15 protein-coding genes are annotated in these 18,752 nt (G+C 47.3%); 13 read left to right on the forward strand and 2 right to left on the reverse strand.

Annotation, left to right across the window (positions count from 1 at the left end; translation table 11 throughout):
- Nucleotides 1-226: 226 nt before the first annotated feature.
- From J2X05_RS03055 to J2X05_RS03090, 8 genes are all read left to right on the forward strand, one after another.
- The gene (locus J2X05_RS03055) at nucleotides 227-901 is read left to right on the forward strand and encodes an ArsR/SmtB family transcription factor (protein WP_310068482.1); all 675 of its coding nucleotides are present in this window, start codon (nucleotides 227-229) and stop codon (nucleotides 899-901) included.
- Nucleotides 902-981: 80 nt separating this feature from the next.
- Complete coding sequence (locus J2X05_RS03060) at nucleotides 982-1,335, forward strand: DsrE/DsrF/TusD sulfur relay family protein (protein ID WP_062057814.1); 354 nt, start codon at nucleotides 982-984, stop codon at nucleotides 1,333-1,335.
- A 216-nt stretch (nucleotides 1,336-1,551) separates the two neighbouring features.
- Complete coding sequence (locus tag J2X05_RS03065) at nucleotides 1,552-2,370, forward strand: phosphonate ABC transporter ATP-binding protein (protein ID WP_310068485.1); 819 nt, start codon at nucleotides 1,552-1,554, stop codon at nucleotides 2,368-2,370.
- Nucleotides 2,357-4,471 (forward strand): PhnE/PtxC family ABC transporter permease, encoded by a 2,115-nt coding sequence (locus J2X05_RS03070; RefSeq protein ID WP_310068488.1) that lies wholly within the window; start codon nucleotides 2,357-2,359, stop codon nucleotides 4,469-4,471. Before J2X05_RS03065 ends, J2X05_RS03070 begins: the two co-directional genes overlap by 14 nt.
- Nucleotides 4,472-4,520: 49 nt before the next feature.
- Nucleotides 4,521-5,408, forward strand: coding sequence for a putative selenate ABC transporter substrate-binding protein (locus tag J2X05_RS03075; RefSeq protein ID WP_310068491.1), 888 nt, complete (start codon nucleotides 4,521-4,523; stop codon nucleotides 5,406-5,408).
- A gap of 80 nt (nucleotides 5,409-5,488) precedes the next feature.
- Entirely contained in the window at nucleotides 5,489-6,409 is a 921-nt protein-coding gene (locus J2X05_RS03080; protein ID WP_310068494.1) for a transglutaminase-like domain-containing protein, read from the forward strand.
- A 33-nt stretch (nucleotides 6,410-6,442) separates the two neighbouring features.
- Nucleotides 6,443-7,597 (forward strand): NAD(P)/FAD-dependent oxidoreductase, encoded by a 1,155-nt coding sequence (locus J2X05_RS03085; protein WP_310068496.1) that lies wholly within the window; start codon nucleotides 6,443-6,445, stop codon nucleotides 7,595-7,597.
- Between the two features lie 49 nt (nucleotides 7,598-7,646).
- The gene (locus J2X05_RS03090; RefSeq protein WP_310068499.1) at nucleotides 7,647-8,012 is read left to right on the forward strand and encodes a rhodanese-like domain-containing protein; all 366 of its coding nucleotides are present in this window, start codon (nucleotides 7,647-7,649) and stop codon (nucleotides 8,010-8,012) included.
- A 513-nt stretch (nucleotides 8,013-8,525) separates the two neighbouring features.
- On the opposite strand, the gene J2X05_RS03095 is transcribed toward J2X05_RS03090, so the two are convergent.
- On the reverse strand, nucleotides 8,526-8,705 hold the full coding sequence (locus J2X05_RS03095; RefSeq protein WP_310068502.1) for a hypothetical protein: 180 nt from the start codon (nucleotides 8,703-8,705) through the stop codon (nucleotides 8,526-8,528).
- A 469-nt stretch (nucleotides 8,706-9,174) separates the two neighbouring features.
- Here J2X05_RS03095 and J2X05_RS03100 point away from each other — a divergent pair, with 469 nt between their 5' ends.
- Nucleotides 9,175-9,426, forward strand: a complete 252-nt coding sequence (locus tag J2X05_RS03100) for a hypothetical protein (RefSeq protein WP_310068504.1) — start codon at nucleotides 9,175-9,177, stop codon at nucleotides 9,424-9,426.
- Between the two features lie 7 nt (nucleotides 9,427-9,433).
- Here J2X05_RS03100 and J2X05_RS03105 read toward each other — a convergent pair whose 3' ends face one another.
- Complete coding sequence (locus tag J2X05_RS03105) at nucleotides 9,434-10,132, reverse strand: SOS response-associated peptidase family protein (protein ID WP_310068506.1); 699 nt, start codon at nucleotides 10,130-10,132, stop codon at nucleotides 9,434-9,436.
- A 105-nt stretch (nucleotides 10,133-10,237) separates the two neighbouring features.
- Between J2X05_RS03105 and J2X05_RS03110 the strand changes: the two genes are divergently transcribed.
- The 4 genes from J2X05_RS03110 (at nucleotide 10,238) to J2X05_RS03125 (ending at nucleotide 18,700) form a co-directional block, all read left to right on the forward strand.
- Entirely contained in the window at nucleotides 10,238-10,996 is a 759-nt protein-coding gene (locus J2X05_RS03110; RefSeq protein ID WP_310068508.1) for an ImuA family protein, read from the forward strand.
- A gap of 89 nt (nucleotides 10,997-11,085) precedes the next feature.
- Nucleotides 11,086-12,510, forward strand: a complete 1,425-nt coding sequence (locus tag J2X05_RS03115; protein ID WP_310068510.1) for a Y-family DNA polymerase — start codon at nucleotides 11,086-11,088, stop codon at nucleotides 12,508-12,510.
- Nucleotides 12,510-15,599 (forward strand): error-prone DNA polymerase, encoded by a 3,090-nt coding sequence (locus J2X05_RS03120; protein ID WP_310068513.1) that lies wholly within the window; start codon nucleotides 12,510-12,512, stop codon nucleotides 15,597-15,599. Before J2X05_RS03115 ends, J2X05_RS03120 begins: the two co-directional genes overlap by 1 nt.
- 410 nt (nucleotides 15,600-16,009) lie before the next feature.
- Complete coding sequence (locus tag J2X05_RS03125; RefSeq protein WP_310068516.1) at nucleotides 16,010-18,700, forward strand: carboxypeptidase regulatory-like domain-containing protein; 2,691 nt, start codon at nucleotides 16,010-16,012, stop codon at nucleotides 18,698-18,700.
- Nucleotides 18,701-18,752 lie beyond the last annotated feature (52 nt).

Consider the following 18,752-nt stretch of genomic DNA (forward strand, 5'->3'; position numbering starts at 1 on the left):
ATCTTATATTCAATTATTTAATTGAATGCTTGACTAGAATATCTGCTTCAAATAGATTGTCAAGGCAATGAGGATTCAGGGGTTGATCAGCAGCGGTCACCAATGAGAGTTTTTTGCAGGCAATACCGTTTTATTCAGTGCATTAGAGTCTGGGGAGCACATAGCTGTTTGATGAATGGCGTTTGGAATCTATAATTCAAGCAATCAATTGAAAAATGGAAAATCCATGACCTCCTCAAATAGACAGTTCAAAGATTCACTCTACGAGCAATTGGCGCGTATCGGAAAAGCCTTGGCGAGTCCCATTCGATTAGAGCTGCTTGATGTATTGAGCCAAGGGCCGCGCACCGTTGAATCGATTGCCAATGAAGTAAACCAGAGTGTGGCGAATACGTCGCAGCACTTGCAGATTCTTCGATCTGCGCGGGTTATTGAGTCCGAACGCAATGGCGTCAACATTATTTACCGGCTCGCTGATCAGGAAGTGCTTGGATTGTGCGGGGTGCTTCGTCGCGTGGGTGAAGCGCGATTGTTGGAAGTTCGCCAGGTGACCGAAGCATTCTTACGCGAACGCGGCGCGCTTGAGCGAACCGACAATGAAACGTTGCTTGAGCGGGTAAGGCGCGGAGAAGTCACCGTATTGGATGTGCGTCCATCGGATGAATTTTTAGCAGGCCATATTCCGGGCGCAATCTCTGTTCCCCTGTCTGAGCTGGAACAGAAAATGGCTGATCTACCGCCGGATCGCGAAATTGTTGCCTACTGTCGCGGACCATTGTGCGTCATGTCGATTGAGGCCGTGAACCGGTTAAACGAAAAAGGCTACCAGGCAACACGTTGGGAAGAAGGCGTGGCGGATTGGGTAGCACGAGGATTTGCAATACAAACGGGTACTGTTTGACGGGAGATTAGTAGGAAGTTACGAACGTCCCTCTTGATCCAGTGCCTACCAACACCACAGGAAATCAAGAGGAAACAGACGTGAGCAATATTTTATTCATATTGAATGATGGACCATACGGAACCGAACGTAGCTACAACGGTGTACGCCTTGCAGGCGCTATCGCCAAGCGCGCGTCTGACGATGTGCGCATATTTTTGATGGGAGACGCCGCTGTTTGCGCCAAGCGCGGCCAGAAAGTTCCTCAAGGTTATTACAACCTTGAACTGATGTTTGGGCCGGTTATTCGTCGTGAAGGCAAGATTGGTGTTTGCGGCACTTGTATGGACGCGCGCGGTATGACGGAAGAAGAGTTAGCAGAGGGTACCCATCGGGGTACGCTGGAAGAACTCACTGATTGGACACTATGGGCTGACAAAGTCCTGGTTTTCTAAGTAGTACTGAGAATGTGATACGCCTACTGGCGTTTTTTAATAATAAATAGTCAAGCAATCAATTAAATAATTGATTGCTTGGCAAAACCACTGACTCAGATGCATTACTTCAACACTACCCAGCGTCCAGGATGCCGCTGTCGTGAGTGTTGTAGACGTTTATGAGCAGCCAGTAAACCCCGTGAAACCTGACACTCGGGGGAAAGGAGTCAAGTTATGAATCCACATATTTTGCCAAGCTCACAACCTGTGAGTGGCCAAGCTCCCGTCCTCGAACTCAAAGCGGTATCGCGGTATTGGGGTAAACGGGCAGCCATCAACAATCTCAATCTGACCATTAAACCTGGCGAAACGGTCGCCCTTATTGGGCCCAGCGGTGGCGGAAAATCCACGCTTATCCGCCTGTTGGCAGGTGTACTTAAGCCCACCCAAGGGCGAGTGCTGGTTGCCGGAAAAGACCTGGCCAAAATGTCAGCCGCCGAGCTGCGTTATCACCGCGCCCATTCGCGCATTATTGAACAAACCCATTTGCTGGTACCGCAATTGTCGGTCCACCAGAATGTGGTCGCGGGGAAATTGCCGTTGTGGCCATGGCACAAGGTCATGGCCTCAGCGCTTTGGCCGGTAGAAAAGAAACCGGTGCATGCCCTATTGGAATCCCTTTCTATTGGTGAGCACCAATGGCGCCCGGCAAGCGACCTTAGTGGTGGTCAAATGCAGCGTGTCGCCATTGCGCGGGCACTTATTTCTGCGCCCACCACATTGCTGGCCGATGAGCCAACAGCGTCGCTTGATCCAGCCACCGCCCGCGCGGTAACCGAAATTATCCTCAATCAAGCTAAAGAGCGTGGCGTCACCTTGGTTTTTTGCACCCATTGGCTCGACGCAATTATGCACCGTTGCGACCGCATCATCGGATTGCGTGAAGGCACATTAGTACTGGACGCCAAACCCTCAGAAGTTACCCAGGATGCACTCAACTTGCTTTATCAAGGGAGTGAAGAACTGCATGAGGGAAACAATGAGCGAATTTAACCGTAAGCAGGAGCTTAAGCGTTACCTGGTTTGGTTCGTCGTTGGACTCACCTTTGTTCTGGCGATGGAAGGAACCCGTGTTAATCCGGGTGCACTTTTTGATCGCGATGGGATACGCAACGCCGGTGAATTGCTAAGTGGCTTGCTCAGCCCAAATCTCTCGCCGGATTTTCTCCAGCGTATTTTCCTGCTGTCTTTCGAGAGCTTGTTTGTCGGGATTCTTGGGACAGTGTTTGCCGTTGTTATCGGGATTGGTTTGGCGATGTTTGCCATCCGCATACCTGAATTACCCGATCCTCCAGGGCGTCAGGGGCGTCGTCAATCCTTCGTGGTTGCCACCGCCAGAACAGTCTCCCGTTTTACGCTGGGCTTTTTCCGGTCAATTCCGGAGATAGTGTGGGCGTACTTATTTGTGCAGATCCTCGGTCTCGGGCCAGGCGCGGCGGTACTGGCTATTGGCTTAACCGTGGGTGGTTCTATCGGAAAGCTCTACGCTGAACTCGCTGAGGCAGTAGATCGACAAATTATCGGTGGCCTGCGCGCCGCTGGTGTGGGGCGCTGGGGCATTTTAATGCATGGCATTTTGCCGCAGGTGAAACGCCAATGGGTCGCTTATGCGCTCTTCCGGATGGAGTGCAACATTCGCACGGGCACAATTCTGGGTGTGGTCGGCGCCGGTGGTTTGGGCAGTGAAATTGCCCTGAGTATTCGCTATCTCGAATTCGATAAATTGGCGACTACGCTCATCGCCGTGCTGATGTTTGTAATCGCACTCGAATGGGTAAGCGCCTATTTACGGCGTCACCCTGTTAAATGGGCATTGCTGTTTGCCGCTGTTGGCGGGATAGCCAGTTTTGCGTATCTCGATATTCCCTGGATGGATTTGCTAACAGGAAATTGGAGCAATTTGCCGGGCACTACCGAGTTCGATCTCAGTGCCGAATTTCTCGGTAAAACCGCCACGCTGGTATGGCAAACCTTATTGATGGCATGGATTGCTACGCTGCTCGCCGCCGTCTTCGCATTCTTCCTTGCTCCGCTCTCCACTAGATCGTTAGTAACGGGCAGCTACCTGAGTCAAACCTACGGTAAACGTGGGCTTTCGCTGTGGATGTCGCGTTTGCTGCAAAGCGGTTCGCAATTTTTCTTGCAAGTTACGCGCGCAATGCCGGAGCTGACACTGGCGCTGGTTTTTGTTGTCTGGGTTGGGCCGGGTGCCTTGGCCGGGATTCTTGCGATTGCGGTACACAATATTGGCGTATTGGGTCGCCTCTACACCGATGTTTATGAGGAGGTAGAACCCGGCCCCGCCAAGGCGATGCAAGCGAGCGGTGCCAGTGGTTTATCGACCTGGTTGTACGCCGTACTACCTCAGGTTAGTCCGCGTGTACTGGCGTTTACGCTTTACCGGTTTGAGGTCAATGTGAGGGCAACAGCGACGGTCGGGTTCGTGGGCGCGGGTGGTATTGGTGACTCGCTCTACACCTCGATCAGCTTATTTCACATCAGTGATCTTGTGGTCCTGCTAGTGGTGATGGTGGCGGTTGTCACGCTAGTGGATCAGGTAGGCGACCGCATGCGCAAACGTATCCTCAATGGACCTTCATGCGAGCCGCCTTTAGCGCAGCGGTTGGCGAACTTGTTTTCACGCACGAGCGGCGCGCCGCTGACATCACCCATGACAAGCGATATTCCAAAATTGGAAGTGGCCCAGCTTTGTTGTCGTTGTGGTGCTGCTCCTGCATTCAGTGTTATTCGCCCGGTATCACTCTCATCACAGGGGCTAACATTTATTTCCGACAAGTTTCTGCCTACTGGATTAATGGTGCAACTTGTCGTGGTGTATCCCGATGGAAAATTATCGTCTGTGATAAGTGCCAGAGCATGTCCCTCCGTCTCACCGGCCCACAGCATTGACAGTAAAACTATAAAAAATTATCTCAGCTTTATTGAACCAGCACCGGATTTTCTATCGGCGATGATTGTTATTGCGCAGCGAGATGCAGCGTATTTTATTGACGATAGTGAGTGCTCTACTCACGAAAAAAATGCACGCGGTAATGCATCTATCTCTAGCCAACTGGATAGCACTATCGCATGAAAGGATTAACCCCAACCCTCAACCCTAACCCTTAACAAAAGGAATCTTTATGAAAACTTTTTCTTCAATGTGTAAACCTTGGCAGCGTTTGATCGCGGCGTTGGTTGTTGGCGGTAGCCTGCTGACATCCGCCGTTTCCCATGCATCTGATGATGTTATTCGCGTGACAGGTATACCGGATGAAAACCCAACCGAGCTTGCACGCAAGAATCAGCCAATGGTCGATTACCTTGAAAAGAAACTCGGTAAAAAAGTGACTTATGTTGCCGTCACCGATTATGGCGCAGCTGTTTCCGCTCTATCAGCAGGCAAAATTGATTTTGCCTGGCTAGGTGGATTTACATTTGTTCAAGCACGTCATCTGGCAGGAGCCGAACCACTAGCCATGCGCGACATTGATCGTAAATTCAAAAGTGTGTTCATCGCTAATACAACTTCCGGTATTGAAAAGCCTGAAGATTTTAAAGGCAAAACCTTTGCCTTCGGTTCAAAAAGCTCAACCTCGGGCCATTTGATGCCACGTCATTATTTGCTCAGCCTCTTGGCGATAAATCCTGAAAAAGATTTTGCAGGTTTGCCTGTTTACAGCGGCGCTCATGATGCAACCGTAAAGTTGGTTGAATCCGGCAAGATCCAGGGCGGTGCGCTCAATATTGAAGTGTGGGACAGAATGTTGGCGGAGAAAAAATTCGACGCTAAAAAAGTCAAACTGGTATGGACTTCACCCGAGTACGTGGATTACGTCTGGGCGGCCCGTAAAGGTTTATCGCCGGAATTAGTTGCCAAATTTAAAGATGCATTTTTGAATCTTGACCCAAGTGTTCCCGAGCAAAAAGCAGTGCTTGATTTGCAAGGTGCAAAAGTATTTGTTGCCGCGAATCAAAGTGATTTTGATTCGATTGAAAAAGTCGCACGCGATACAGGTCTGTTGAAATAAATAGCAGCAACGTTTAGCAGAATACAACCTGAGGCGAATGCTTCACTGTTCGCTTCAGGTTGATTTAACGGAGAAAGTCCATGAATAGAAGTCGCCGGTTTCAAACCACCTATGATGTCAAAGTGCCCGATTTTTCAAAGTCGGCGAAAGAAATTAATGTGTGGATTCCTTTTCCCCGTCCAACCATTGATCAGGAAATACATGCAATCGATATCCAATCCAATATCGATTATAAAATCGAGTACGAATCTACTTATGGTAATGCCGTGTTGTGCGCAACACTGGATACCAGCAAAACCAGCTTGATCGATCTGATTATTATCACCACGGCAACTCGCCATGAACGCACTACGGATTTCCAGCATCTTGCTGAGGTTCCCAATTCCAGTTGGCAATTGCACCATCAACCGCAATTGCTACCCAATCGCCTGATTCAATTCACCGCCGATATTTTGGGTATCGCCAGAAACATCAAAGAACAACATGTGACCGCAATTGATATCGCCAAGGCGGCTTATGATCATGTGCTCGAACACATGCAATATGATAAATCCGGTGATGGTTGGGGCAGCGGCGATGCTGATTTTGCCTGCTCAATCGGTAAAGGTAACTGCACTGATTTTCACTCACTATTTCTCGCCATTATTCGCGCGTGCGGAGTACCCGGTCAGTTTGAAATTGGCATGGCATTTCCAACAGGCATGTCCGGAGGTGATATCACGGCATTTAAATGCGGTTACCACTGTTGGACAAGCTTTTACGCACATGGCATTGGTTGGGTACCAGTCGATTGTTCTGAAGCGGCACAAAAAACAGATCTTCGTGACTACTACTTTGGAGCCATCGATGAAAATCGCTTTTTATTAAGTTATGGCCGCGACTTGTTGTTGCCGGGAAGAAAAATTGATGATCCCGTAAATTTCTTCACTGACCCGATTATAGAAACAGAATCAGGCCGGGCGGTGTATTACGAAAAGAAATTAAGTTTTACCGACGTTTAACCCCATCACCAACTCAGTGTAAAAGGTAAGTATATGACTTCAGGAAAAACCATTCTGATACTCGGCGGTGGAATCGGTGGCATTGTCGCCGCTACTGAATTACGAAAAAAATTATCCAGCCAACATCGCATCGTGGTAATCGAACGACTCGCCGACCATGTATTTCCACCATCATTATTATGGGTAGCATCGGGGGCTAGAGACGCAAAACAAATATCAAAACCCCTTAGTAGTCTTGCACGGAAAGGTATCGAGGTTATCCAGGGCACAATTGAAAAAATTGATGCTGAAAAGAAAGCGGTAATGGTTAACGGTCAGCAACTCCATGGTGACTATCTCATCATTGCCACAGGTGCAGAGCTTGCACCCGAAACCGTACCCGGATTAATGGCAGCGGGACATAATCTCTATTCACTGGAGGGCGCACAAGCCATTAGGAATGCGAGTTTAAAACTCAACAAAGGCAAGGTAGTGGTTCTCGTATGCTCGATGCCTTTTAAATGTCCCGCTGCACCCTATGAAGCGGCCATGTTGCTTGAATCCGATTTCCGCAAAAGGGGCTTGGCTAAAAATGTGAGCGTTGAGATCTATTCACCCGAACCTGGCCCAATGCCGGTTACCGGGCCGGAGGTCTCACAACAAGTTCGCACTATGGTTGAGAGCAAAGGGGTGGCTTACTTTCCACAACACGCAGTAAAGGAAATTGATCCGGTAGCGCGCGAAATCCATTTTGCTACCGGTGACAAAAAGCCATTCGATTTATTGGTTTACATTCCTCCGCATCGCGCGACCACCGTTGTTCGTGAGGCAGGCCTTCTAGGTGAGAATGGTTGGATTCCTGTTGATCGCTTTAATCTGGCAACAAAATATCAAGATGTGTACGCTATTGGTGATGTTGCAGGTATTCCGCTCAAAAATGGAAAGCCTTTACCTAAAGCGGGCGTATTAGCTCACGGCCAAGCCGAAGTGGTTGCCAATAATATTGCAGTCGCTATAAACGGCTCAGGGGATACAGAATCTTTCAACGGCCATGGTGAATGCTTTCTGGAAATCGGTGATGGTATGGCAGGCATGGGGAAAGGTAATTTCTATGCTGAACCTAATCCCGATATCAAGATGAAACCGCCTGGTCGATTGTTACATTTTGGAAAGATATTATTTGAGAAATACTGGCTGTATAAGATTTGAATAAAAGGGTTCTAAACAGCATCAAAGATTTCAAATTGGATTATAGTTTATGGCTACCACACACCAAACACTTTGTATTCAGCCCCTAGAGCTTGAACGTTTAATTGCGCAAGATAAAAGATTAATGATCATTGACCTGCGCTCGATGGGGGAATATATGCACAACCATATTTCAAATGCTACTAACATGCCCTCGACTACGCGCCTCGTAACGCATCTTGAAGATGTGGATCGTAGTCTAAATGTCGTAATAGTTTGCAGATTCGGAGATCAATCGGCTCTCTTGGTAAGCAAATTTTTAGCTTTGGGCTTTGAAAATGTATTTTTTCTTTTTGGTGGAATGTCGGCTTGGGAAGAATTGCACGTGACCTCTCGCATCATTCCTAGTGCTTCGAATAGTTACCATTTGCATTAATGGTCTCCGGCTCTTATAGCCACAGCCAAATCTAATATGCCAGTTATACCGGCATTACACATATAAGTGGTTTTATATAGAGGTACTAAGTAACCTAAAGAATTCACTCCCGACGGGGTGTGAATTCCCGCCGGGCGTGATAAAAGCACAATTGTATGAAGTGGTTGAATGCACTCAAATCAAATCCACGCGAACGTCAAAACCCGACCGCTTAAAATCAATGCTCATCACATTTACAAACAATTCAACCAAAGGATAAGCGCTGACTTCAGCACTCCAGCTCCAATCAGTTGCTTCAGCCTATAACAATCCATGCTATGCCATTATCAGTAACGAACTTCCGCTTTTGGCCGACATTAGACATTTAATATTTTGCCAAGAGAATCAAGTTTAAATGACGCATTGGCATTATTTATTACCTTTTTATTTAGGGAGTTTTCAACTAGCCAGCCGGGTGCGAGCTAGATCACTGATCGGCTCGAAAGTGTAAATGCGTTAAGATATCGTTATTTTTTAAATTGATGTCGATGAATTTGAATCAGGCTGAGTATCAGGGCGTTCGAAATTATCTGGAGAATATGTGGCTGATAGATCGTAAGGGTCGGCTGAGAACAAAAGGTCCCCTGCTCTGCGCGTCTCATGAGAGCGGATGCGTATTAGCAGCGCATCGAGTTCGTCTTTTATATCAGACATGACTCCCACCTCTAGAGATTAGAATGTGACTCAGTCGTGGCAGACAGTAAAAATGCAATTGCCATGCTGGAGCATTATCATACTTCGCCATTCAACTCGCTGCAAATATCATTTTACTCCCTGAATTTCTTTATTTTTATCAAGCATTTATGCATTTCATCTATCACGGTGGATAGATTACTGCGATTTCGCAGGTTACCAAGCTTCTTGGGCATGATGGATATGATTTGTCTTAGTTGCCTTAGGGGCGTTGTGGTTAGAGCGACTTCTATAATATTTTTGCCGCCTAAATTTCAATTATGCGTACCGCGTTAGATATTTTAATGCATCCTGCCGACCGATAATGAGGCGCGGCTAATCCATCAGTTGTGGTTAATGTCCTACAAAAATTTGCGTGTTTTCCTACATACTCGCATCTGATCAATCACTAGAATTTCGGACATAGAATCTATTTTAAAAGGACTTTTAATTGAACATTAGCATTGTCAGCTCTTCCGCTACACATGAAATCAGATTCTTTGAATTCATTGCCCCCGCCGGATGGACTATTACCTCTTTCTTTCAGGTTGTCGAGAAGCCCGATACAGGGATTGGTTGCGTGGATTCTTTTGACGAGGCTCTTAAGCTTGTTGGGTACCCCACCGGTAATGAAAAAGCCTATATTCATGCAGCCTACTTGCAGGCAATCGGTGCTGCTGAAATCGACTACGCTGATAGCTAACGTGGGACTAATCAGCTTTCAGATATTCCGTTGAACCCGTCGCAACCCCACCCTTGAATGTTTTGACGGGTGTAATACTCAGATCAGAAAAAATTCTTGTGTTTGCTAGTAGTTGAACAATTTGTGGATGATCATCACTCGCGTCACTTAACCACAGCTTCAAAAAGTCCAGGTTGGGGGGAAGGAATAAGGGAAACGCCTTGTCATGATAAGGCTCGAAGCGAGGATGTGTGTCTCGTGTGATAATGGCGCAGCTGTAATGTTCGCCCGAAAACTCCCGGTAGACCGCACCAAGAAACATCAACCGCTCTGCGGTCACTAGATAGTGCTTGTCCTTTCCGTCTATCGTTTTACCTTCGCCAATACCAGTAGCGATTACAATCCCTCTACGGCGGTGAATGGCATCTTTCCAGTAAGTCGAGGCAAGATTGCGGGCGTTAAACGTAGTTCTCGGGCCAACCTCCAGCTCACCATTTACCTCTTGGCAGTCATACCACCAGGTGGCGTCTACCAACTTTAACTCGCCATCCTGTTGTATGAGTAATCCCTCGATACGTCTGTTGGCATTCCCACCAAAAGCGGGATAAAAATGCTTGAGCTCGGGCTCATCGTCCTGAATGTCTTCGTAATAACCTGTCATCCCGAGCAAGCTTAAAAACTCTTTCAGTGTGCGTGGGCCTACATGACGTCTGACATAACCACACATCGCATATCTCCCAGACCGGCAGGTCAGAAATATTATAACGGGGTGAGTTGACCATCCAGTGGTCGGCGAGACTATACTGTATATACCTACAGTATAGTGATAGCCATGAATGATACGCCTGTTGAATCCCCAGTCCCAATCACCCTTGAGCAATTATTGCTTAGGGATGATATGTGGATGGGCCACTCAAATCGCTTCACAGCCCGCGCAGCAGTTGCCACGGGTCACGATGAGCTCAATACCGCTTTGCTCAACAGAGGGTGGCCACTCGCCAGTTTAGTTGAAGTCTGCCAGCAGGGAATGCAATGCGAATGGCAGCTTTTTATCCCAGCGTTGCTGGAAATGCCAGGGTTGGTGGTTTTACTCAATCCTCCTGCGACGCCCTTCAGTCAGGCCTTTATGCAGGCAGGTATTGATCTGGATCGCCTCATTATCGTGAACGCGACTGAAAAGGCGCATTTTCTTGCCTGTTTTATTGAGCTTACACGCGCTAGCCTCGGGGTGGTTATGGCGTGGCAGCCCAATGCTTCGCTGACGTACACAGAGCTTCGCAAATGCCAGCTGGCAGCCTCGGAGGGTTCAGGCCTATCAATAATTTTTCGTCCATCGGCAGCCCAGCAGCAGAGCTCTCCCGCTACCTTGCGGTTATATACGCGGATTGTCCCAACCGGATTGGAAGTGACTGTGTTTAAGCAAAAAGGCCATCTGCAAATGCAGCAGGCCAGACCGATTGTGTTGGACTTGCCGGAGCGCTGGAATCCCGCCTTGCCATTTCACGCCCTCAATCAAAAATCCGCAGGCAGCCAACCTGTGAGCAAGCCAAAGCGCTTGGCGAGCGTCACCCCTTTGCGAGGTAAGCCGTGAGTGGGCGATGCTCACGACTCTGGCTAGCCATTCGATTTCCTGACCTTCCGCTAACGTCGCTGAAATTCGATGGCTCCGCTGAAAAGCCTGTGGTCGTCATCCAAAAGAAGCGCGTGGTTTTCGCAAACGCTCTTGCTGAAGAGGCGGGAGCGCAAATCCACATGGATACAACCACCGCGCAATTATTAAGTGGTTGTGAGCCGGTTGAACGTGATGGACAGCGCGAGCAATTAGCCCTGCATCAACTATCAGAACAGCTTTATCAGTTCTCCCCTTATATTGAACGGTATTGCAGTGATGAACTGGCACAGTCTGGATTGCTGTTGGAAATTTCCAGTTGTTTGAAATTGTTTAACGGGGCCCGGTCACTAGCTGAAAAAGTTGCAGTGTACCTCTCCCAAACTTCATACGGTTTTGAATTAGGACTAGCGCATTCGGCTAAGGCAGCTTGGTGTCTTTCGTTTGCCAAATACGACATTACAGGTGATGAAACAAAAGCCACATTTATCGAGAGACTGAATCGTCTTCCTATCGACTTGCTGTTTGATTATCCAAAAGCAGTAGAAGCTCTCTCTAAAACTGGTTTTAAAACATTGGGTGACCTCGCCAAACAAATAGAAGGCGAATCGATCAGCAGTTTTAGAAAGCGACTCGGATCAACCTTCACAGAGGCACTGTGTGAAATTTACGATATTGATCAGAACTTCCTGCAAGGCGCGCTGTTCGAGAAGCCTCGCGATATCTATCGCCCAGATGAATGGTTTGAAAACGAAATTCAGTTCGAGTACCCGGTTACCGTTGTTGAACAACTCAAGCCAGCAATAGAAAGTTTATTGGTGAAGCTCAGTGAATATCTGCGTAAGCGTCAGCAGCAATGCCAATATATCGAATGGTGTATTTCCGATATTTATCGAAAAAAGGAATTTGTTAAGGTCAACAGTGATGCACCTCAAAGCCATTGGGCGCTTCTTTATGACCTAAGCCTTATTCAGTTTGATAACCGGGAATTGCCGTTCGAGGTAGATACCGTGAAACTGACCTGCCGCCATACGATGCCCATTCAGCATCGCAGTCAGGTACTGGATTTTGATCAAGATAAACGTAAGAAAAAATCGGTTGGTGATTTCGCAGTCACGATTGCCAAACTGAAAGCCCGCTTAGGTGACGCTGCGGTTTATAAAATCAGTTACCACGACAGTTGCGTTCCTGAGTTAACGAATGTTGTTGTTTCGCTTGCCGATCAGTGTGCGCAGAAATTGCCGTGCATTCACGCTAATGCGCTGCGCCCGACCTGGCTGCTAACGAAGCCCGAGTTGATTGAGCTGCGCGGTAACAGCCATTATTGGCATGGGTACATTTCAATTCTGGTTGGCCCTGAACGAATTATTGGCAATTGGTGGGAAGAGCCAGTCGCTCGGGACTATTATCTCGCCAGGCGCCACGACAATTTGCCCGTCTGGATTTTTCACAATCTCTATGACAAGCAATGGTATGTGCATGGAGTGTTTGCCTAATGCGTTACGCTCATTTGCATACCACCAGTGACTTTACATTTCTCACTGGAGCATCGCATCCTGCTGAGTACGTTTATCGCGCCCACGAGCTCGGCTATGACGCCCTTGTTATAACGGATGAGTGTTCATTAGCCGGTGTTGTAAAGGCCTTTGTTGCAGCAGAAGAGCTTAATTTTAAATTGATCATTGGCAGTCGCTTCCGTCTCTCCAACGGCATGGATTTAATCGCTATAGCACCTTCGCGAATTGCTTACGCCGAACTCTCGGGTTTTATTACACTCGCGCGGCGGCGTGCAGAGAAGGGATCTTACGAGGCCCATTTTGAAGACCTTCGTTTTCGTTTGCGCAGCTGCCTGATTATCTGGATTGCCAAACTCAACGAAGCGATTTCTGAAGAAGTTGCCACGGAATTGAACAATGCGTTTAAAGGCAGGCTGTGGATTGGTATCAACCATCAACTTCATGGTGGTGAGCAATACGATTTTGAGCGTTGGCAATCACTGGGAGCTGCCCAACAGATTCCGCTCGTTGCATGCGGTGAGGCATTAATGCACAGTAATGATCGTAAGCCTCTTCAAGACATCCTTTCCTCCATCCGCAATAACACGCCCGTACAACATATGGGGACTCAGTTACAGCTTAATGGTGAGGCTTATTTGAAATCGCTTCATCAGTTGGCAACGCTTTATCCGCAGGAGTTGTTGGATGAGACCTGCGTAATTGCAGATCAGTGCCATTTTTCCATGATGGAACTGCGTTACCAGTACCCACGCGAACTGGTTCCGGGTGGCCTAACGCCAATCCAGCATCTGCGCAATCTTGTTGCGCAAGGCAAACAACAGCTTTGGCCAGAAGGAGTCTCGCAATCCACAGAAGATCTGCTTGAGAAAGAGCTGGCTTTAATTGAGGAGCTTGAATACGAATACTATTTTTTAACAGTGCATGACATTGTTCGCTTTGCTCGTGAACAGAATATCCTCTGCCAGGGGCGGGGCTCGGCAGCGAATAGCGTTGTTTGCTATTGCTTGTTTGTCACCGAGATTGCTCCAGGTCAAATCAGCGTGTTGTTCGAACGGTTTATATCGCGTGAGCGTGATGAACCGCCGGATATCGATGTCGATTTCGAGCATCAACGGCGCGAAGAAGTCATTCAATATATTTACGCGAAATACGGGCGTGAACGAGCTGCCATTACCGCAGTGGTCATTACCTATCGCAGTAAAAGCGCAGTGCGGGACGTTGGCAAAGCACTAGGGCTGGATGAAACTTTACTGGATCATCTGACGAAAAACATTGCCTGGTGGGACCGTAGTTCTGAGCTGCAAAAAAATATCGAATCGCTCGGTGTCAAAATCAATAACAAATTGCTTACGCATTTTTTCAATCTCGTTCAGCAGATTCATGGATTCCCCCGGCATTTAAGCCAGCACACCGGGGGATTTGTCATTTCTGAATCGAGAATTAGTGATCTCGTTCCGTTAGAAAATGCGAGCATGCCAGACCGCACTATCATCCAGTGGGATAAGGATGATCTTGAGGCAATGCGATTATTAAAAGTGGATGTCCTCGCATTGGGTATGTTGTCAGCTTTGCGTCGTGCACTTGAATCCATATCAACCTACGAACCCTCCATTCGGTCGATGCAAGATGTTCCGCGAGAAGACCCCGAAACTTACGAAATGCTATGCCGTGGGGATAGCGTCGGCGTATTTCAAATTGAGTCCAGAGCGCAAATGGCAATGCTACCGCGATTGCAACCCAGGTGTTTCTACGACCTCATTATTGAGATTGCCATTGTTCGGCCGGGTCCAATACAAGGCGACATGGTGCATCCTTACCTTCGTCGCCGGGCAGGTGAGGAGGCTATTACGTTCCCAAGTGAAGCCATTAAAGACGTACTGGCACCCACCTTGGGTGTACCTATCTTTCAAGAGCAGGTGATGCGGCTTTCGATGGTGGCTGCTGGGTTTACTGGCGGTGAGGCCGATGAGTTGCGGCGTGCAATTACCAACTGGGGAAAAAATTCCAAACTACTATTGTTTGAAGATAAGTTTAAAAATGGATTGCTCTCGAACGGTTATACCAAACAATTTGCCGACAATCTGTTTGAGCAAGTCAAAGGATTTGGCGGTTATGGATTTCCCGAAAGCCACTCCGCCAGTTTTGCCATTCTGTGTTATGTCTCCAGCTGGATAAAATGCCATCATCCAGCAGCATTCTATTGTTCGTTATTGAATTCCCAACCAATGGGCTTTTATAGCCCCTCACAGTTGATTCAGGATGCTCGTCGTCATGGCATCACGGTAAAGCCAGTCAATGTTAACCAGAGCGTATATGAGAATTCGTTAGAGCTGGATGAGAATGGAAATCGCGGAATTCGCCTTGGATTTATATCTGTACGCTCACTAAACGCTGCTGAAGCAAAATCGATTGAAGTAATACGACAAGAAGGTCCCTTTATCTCGCTACCGGATTTCGCCAAGCGTACTCATCTTCAAAGTTCTGCGATTGAGCACCTCGCATCTGCTGATGCTTTTCGGGAACTTAGCGGTGATCGATACCGGGCGCGCTGGCAAGCGTCCGCAGTAGTGCCTTTTTCCAATCTGCTGGATGAGGGTGAGACCAAGACTGATGATTTGCTGATGAACGGTCCAACTTTGGAAGAGAACGTGATGGAAGATTACGCATCCATCGGGCTAACACTTCGCAAGCACCCAATGGAAATACTTAGGACTGAATTTCCTTTTAATAAATGCAAACGATTTGCTGATCTTCCTCATCTGACTCATAAAGGGTTTGTACGAATTGCGGGAATTGTAACTGGCAAGCAACGTCCCGGCACGGCAAGTGGTGTTTTGTTCATGTCGTTAGAGGATGAGACGGGCACCAGTAACGTTGTGATATGGAACTCTACCCAGCAACGCTTCAGAACACAGATACTCACAGGCAAGCTTCTGATTATCAAAGGCACAGTTGAGATTCTCACGGAAGGTGTGAGCGTGCCGGTCATCCATGTGATCGCGGGGCACATTGAAAACTTGACCCCGCGCCTCCGTACTCTCGCAACGAAATCACGTGATTTTCACTGACGAAAACTTTAACCACCAAAATTCGCAAGAACTAACCTGCAAATACAAGTTGTCATAAGCTGTAATTGACAGAATCACAAAGATTAAATCTACTAAACCTACACACCGCTATCCAATAGTGTGAAAGACACTTACGTGCCCAAAGCGATCCTTCGTGCGGTAAGGGTAGAGAATTACACCGATGCGTTACTTCCCCCCTAAGTTATTTTAGCCGTCTGCCCCTTTGTGTTGAGTTGCTTCATAAGATGTAAGGGGGCAGTAGTGTAAAAGAGTCAGCGGTTTTATCACCCAGTATGTATGTTTCGTCGCCTAAATCACTTGCAGAGTGATTTTTTTATGTTATTTTTGCCGCCACACAATTATTGATCATTTTTAATTTTCACTCTTGGATCTTTCGAAAGGGATACAACATGGGATCGTTATTCGTTTTCAGGAAAATGCTGCCTGCATTTTTCTTCCTCATTATCGTCCAAATTTCGTCTTTGGCTGTTGCATCGGTAGACTCAGGAGTTGCATGGCTCAAGTCTCAGCAACGTGCAGATGGCGGTTTCGATGGCATCGCATCCCAAGCAACTGAGAATCAAGGAACGGTAGAGGCGTTGTTAGCCATACACCAATTCTCGAACTTGGATAATGCTGTAGCACATTCAGGCAGTGAATATTTACGTTCTGTATCATCCAGCCATTTGGAGGACGTTGCTAGCTTTCAACGATTGGCAAAAATTAATCCACTTCATTTCCCCGCGCCAACTCTCCAATTGACAGCCTATGAAGCTTCGTCCGGCGGCTATGGGGACTATCCTGGTTATGAAGGCGCGGTTTCTACATCAGCAATTCTTGCTCATGCTTTGACAGCACCCGATGCCCAGCCATCGGTCAATAGAAATGAATTAATTGCCTATCTTCTAGCCAAGCAAAAAGCAGATAAGGGCTGGGCAGAAGAATCCAATCGATCTTCGGTTTATGTGACGGCATTAGTAAGTCGAGCACTGCAAACCCATCGATTCACATTTAACTTGAGTGCGTCCATTGCGTCGGCCACGGAATATCTTCTTGCTAATCAACAGGCCGGTGGTGGCTGGTCTGGAAATCTCGAAACAGTAGTTGCGCTTCTGGCAGTAGTTCCCGCTGTTACAGATCCATCTCGTTATAAAATTGCCTTGGATAAATTAACGGATGCACAGTTATCAAATGGCTCCTGGAACAATGATGTGTATACAACTGCATTAGCGCTCCAGGTTCTTCACTTAGTAAAAAATCCACCGGTTTTTGATGAACCTACTTCGGGATCAGTCAGTGGCAGTGTAATAAGCGCGTCAAGTAATTTACCTCTCGCTTCAGCACAAATTATTCTTGATGGCCCTACAAGCCAGACCTTGATAACGGATGGGATGGGCCGTTTTAATGCTTCTAATGTGACATCTGGGACCTATGTGCTGAAATATAAATCCCTTGGCTTTCAAGATGCCACCCAAACGGTTCAGATTAACGTTGGTGATCGCATTGAGCTTGGTACTATCAAACTGAATTTATCGCCGACCAGTGCACTGATACGGGGTCATGTAACGGATTCTGAAACGGGGCTTTCATTAAATGGAGTGGCTATCCAGTTCACCGGCAGCGAGAACTCGCAGGTAGTTACGGATCAAGCGGGAAATTATTCCTTTGCATTGGCACCAGGCGAAGTCAGTATTTCAATATCACAAAGCGGTTATCACCCTATTAGTGGAACCCTGAATGCTGTTGCGGGCGTGCACCTTGATTTTTCACCAGCGCTGCAAACACTGGACAGCACGCCGAATGCCGGCATTGCGTTACGGGGATTGGTAGTAGATGCTCAATCCAATGCACCGCTATCAGGTGCCAGTATCCGCATTACATCAACGGCTATCAGTGGGATGTCGAGCAGTGATGGTTCCTTTTCACTATCAGGTTTAACCGAGGGCGCTATTAATGTTGAAATCTCTCTTGGTGGCTATCAAAAAGTATCGTTCACAGGTACAGCCCTCACTAATAGTATTTTTGATCTTGGAACCGTTCACCTGACGCCAGAAGCGCTTGATCATTCAATGTTGTACGGACGTATCGTAGATGCTGATACGGGTACCCCAATTGCGAATGCAACGGTGACCGCTGATAGCCAGACAACCAATAGTAGTATTGATGGTGCCTACGAGTTAAAAAATATCCAAGCTAGCGTGTTTGCTCTTTCTGCGTCGGCTGAAGGTTACCAACTTGCTAATGCCCAAATTCGAATCACAGGCTATGGCATGGTTTTACTCGATATACCTTTGCAGAAAATCAAAGTGAGTAATGTCGCGCTGAAACAACTTTCATTGGATAAACCAACGTATGGCGCTTATGAAACAGTGAAGTTAACTGGTGCTATCCATAATCGAGGGGTGGAGGCCGAAGAGGTCGTCATACAAGCGCAAGTAATTAATCCATTGGGCATCACTATTGAAGAGTTTGTTCTTTCCCACGATGCAACGGCTGGGCTACAGGTATTGCCATTAGCGCCGGATGAGGAGACTGGATTTACATCGTCTTGGGCTACCCAGTCCTATTCTCCTGGGCAGTACAAAATATTATTAACGGCATATAACAATTCGACACGTCAGTTGCTGGATCAGCAGCAATTAATTTTGGGTATTCAACCAACCGCCAGCATCGCTTCATTCAAATTAGGTGCAACACTGGATAACCTTAACCAAGGTTCCACCCACGATGTAGGGTTTACTGCCTCGGTACGAAACCAATCTAATATTCCGATAAGTTTGCAGGTTATGTATGACCTATCTGATCCTGCGGGAAATGTGATTTTCTCAACGGATGCTGATATCGAAGTTGCTCCGACTCAACTTTTTGCAACTTTTGATATCGGGGCACTTAATCAACTATTCGGCAATGGTGGGGCTTATAAACTTCGTGTTTTAAATATCGATTCCTTACAGCCAGCATTGATTGAAACAGGGGCAATCAACGTCATCCCGGATATCAACATCAACATAGAGCAAGCCATTACCCCATCTGTTGTGGTACCTGGTGCAAGTGAGCGCGTTCGCGTAAAAATTCGCTTAGAAGGAACTGAGGTGAACTAATGAAAAATTTACTTACAAAAATATCAACACTTTTTCTTACGGTGTTGTTAGT

Source organism: Cellvibrio fibrivorans (assembly GCF_031457055.1).
GTDB lineage: Bacteria > Pseudomonadota > Gammaproteobacteria > Pseudomonadales > Cellvibrionaceae > Cellvibrio > Cellvibrio fibrivorans.

What these genes read in the sequence shown, in the direction of transcription:
- J2X05_RS03065 (WP_310068485.1), top strand. Translation starts at nt 1,552, where the DNA reads ATGAATCCACATATTTTGCCAAGCTCACAACCTGTGAGTGGCCAAGCT.
- J2X05_RS03075 (WP_310068491.1), top strand. Translation starts at nt 4,521, where the DNA reads ATGAAAACTTTTTCTTCAATGTGTAAACCTTGGCAGCGTTTGATCGCG.
- J2X05_RS03055 (WP_310068482.1), top strand. Translation starts at nt 227, where the DNA reads ATGACCTCCTCAAATAGACAGTTCAAAGATTCACTCTACGAGCAATTG.
- J2X05_RS03125 (WP_310068516.1), top strand. Translation starts at nt 16,010, where the DNA reads ATGGGATCGTTATTCGTTTTCAGGAAAATGCTGCCTGCATTTTTCTTC.
- J2X05_RS03120 (WP_310068513.1), top strand. Translation starts at nt 12,510, where the DNA reads ATGCGTTACGCTCATTTGCATACCACCAGTGACTTTACATTTCTCACT.
- J2X05_RS03080 (WP_310068494.1), top strand. Translation starts at nt 5,489, where the DNA reads ATGAATAGAAGTCGCCGGTTTCAAACCACCTATGATGTCAAAGTGCCC.
- J2X05_RS03110 (WP_310068508.1), top strand. Translation starts at nt 10,238, where the DNA reads ATGAATGATACGCCTGTTGAATCCCCAGTCCCAATCACCCTTGAGCAA.
- J2X05_RS03105 (WP_310068506.1), bottom strand. Translation starts at nt 10,132, where the DNA reads ATGTGTGGTTATGTCAGACGTCATGTAGGCCCACGCACACTGAAAGAG.
- J2X05_RS03070 (WP_310068488.1), top strand. Translation starts at nt 2,357, where the DNA reads ATGAGCGAATTTAACCGTAAGCAGGAGCTTAAGCGTTACCTGGTTTGG.
- J2X05_RS03090 (WP_310068499.1), top strand. Translation starts at nt 7,647, where the DNA reads ATGGCTACCACACACCAAACACTTTGTATTCAGCCCCTAGAGCTTGAA.
- J2X05_RS03095 (WP_310068502.1), bottom strand. Translation starts at nt 8,705, where the DNA reads ATGTCTGATATAAAAGACGAACTCGATGCGCTGCTAATACGCATCCGC.
- J2X05_RS03085 (WP_310068496.1), top strand. Translation starts at nt 6,443, where the DNA reads ATGACTTCAGGAAAAACCATTCTGATACTCGGCGGTGGAATCGGTGGC.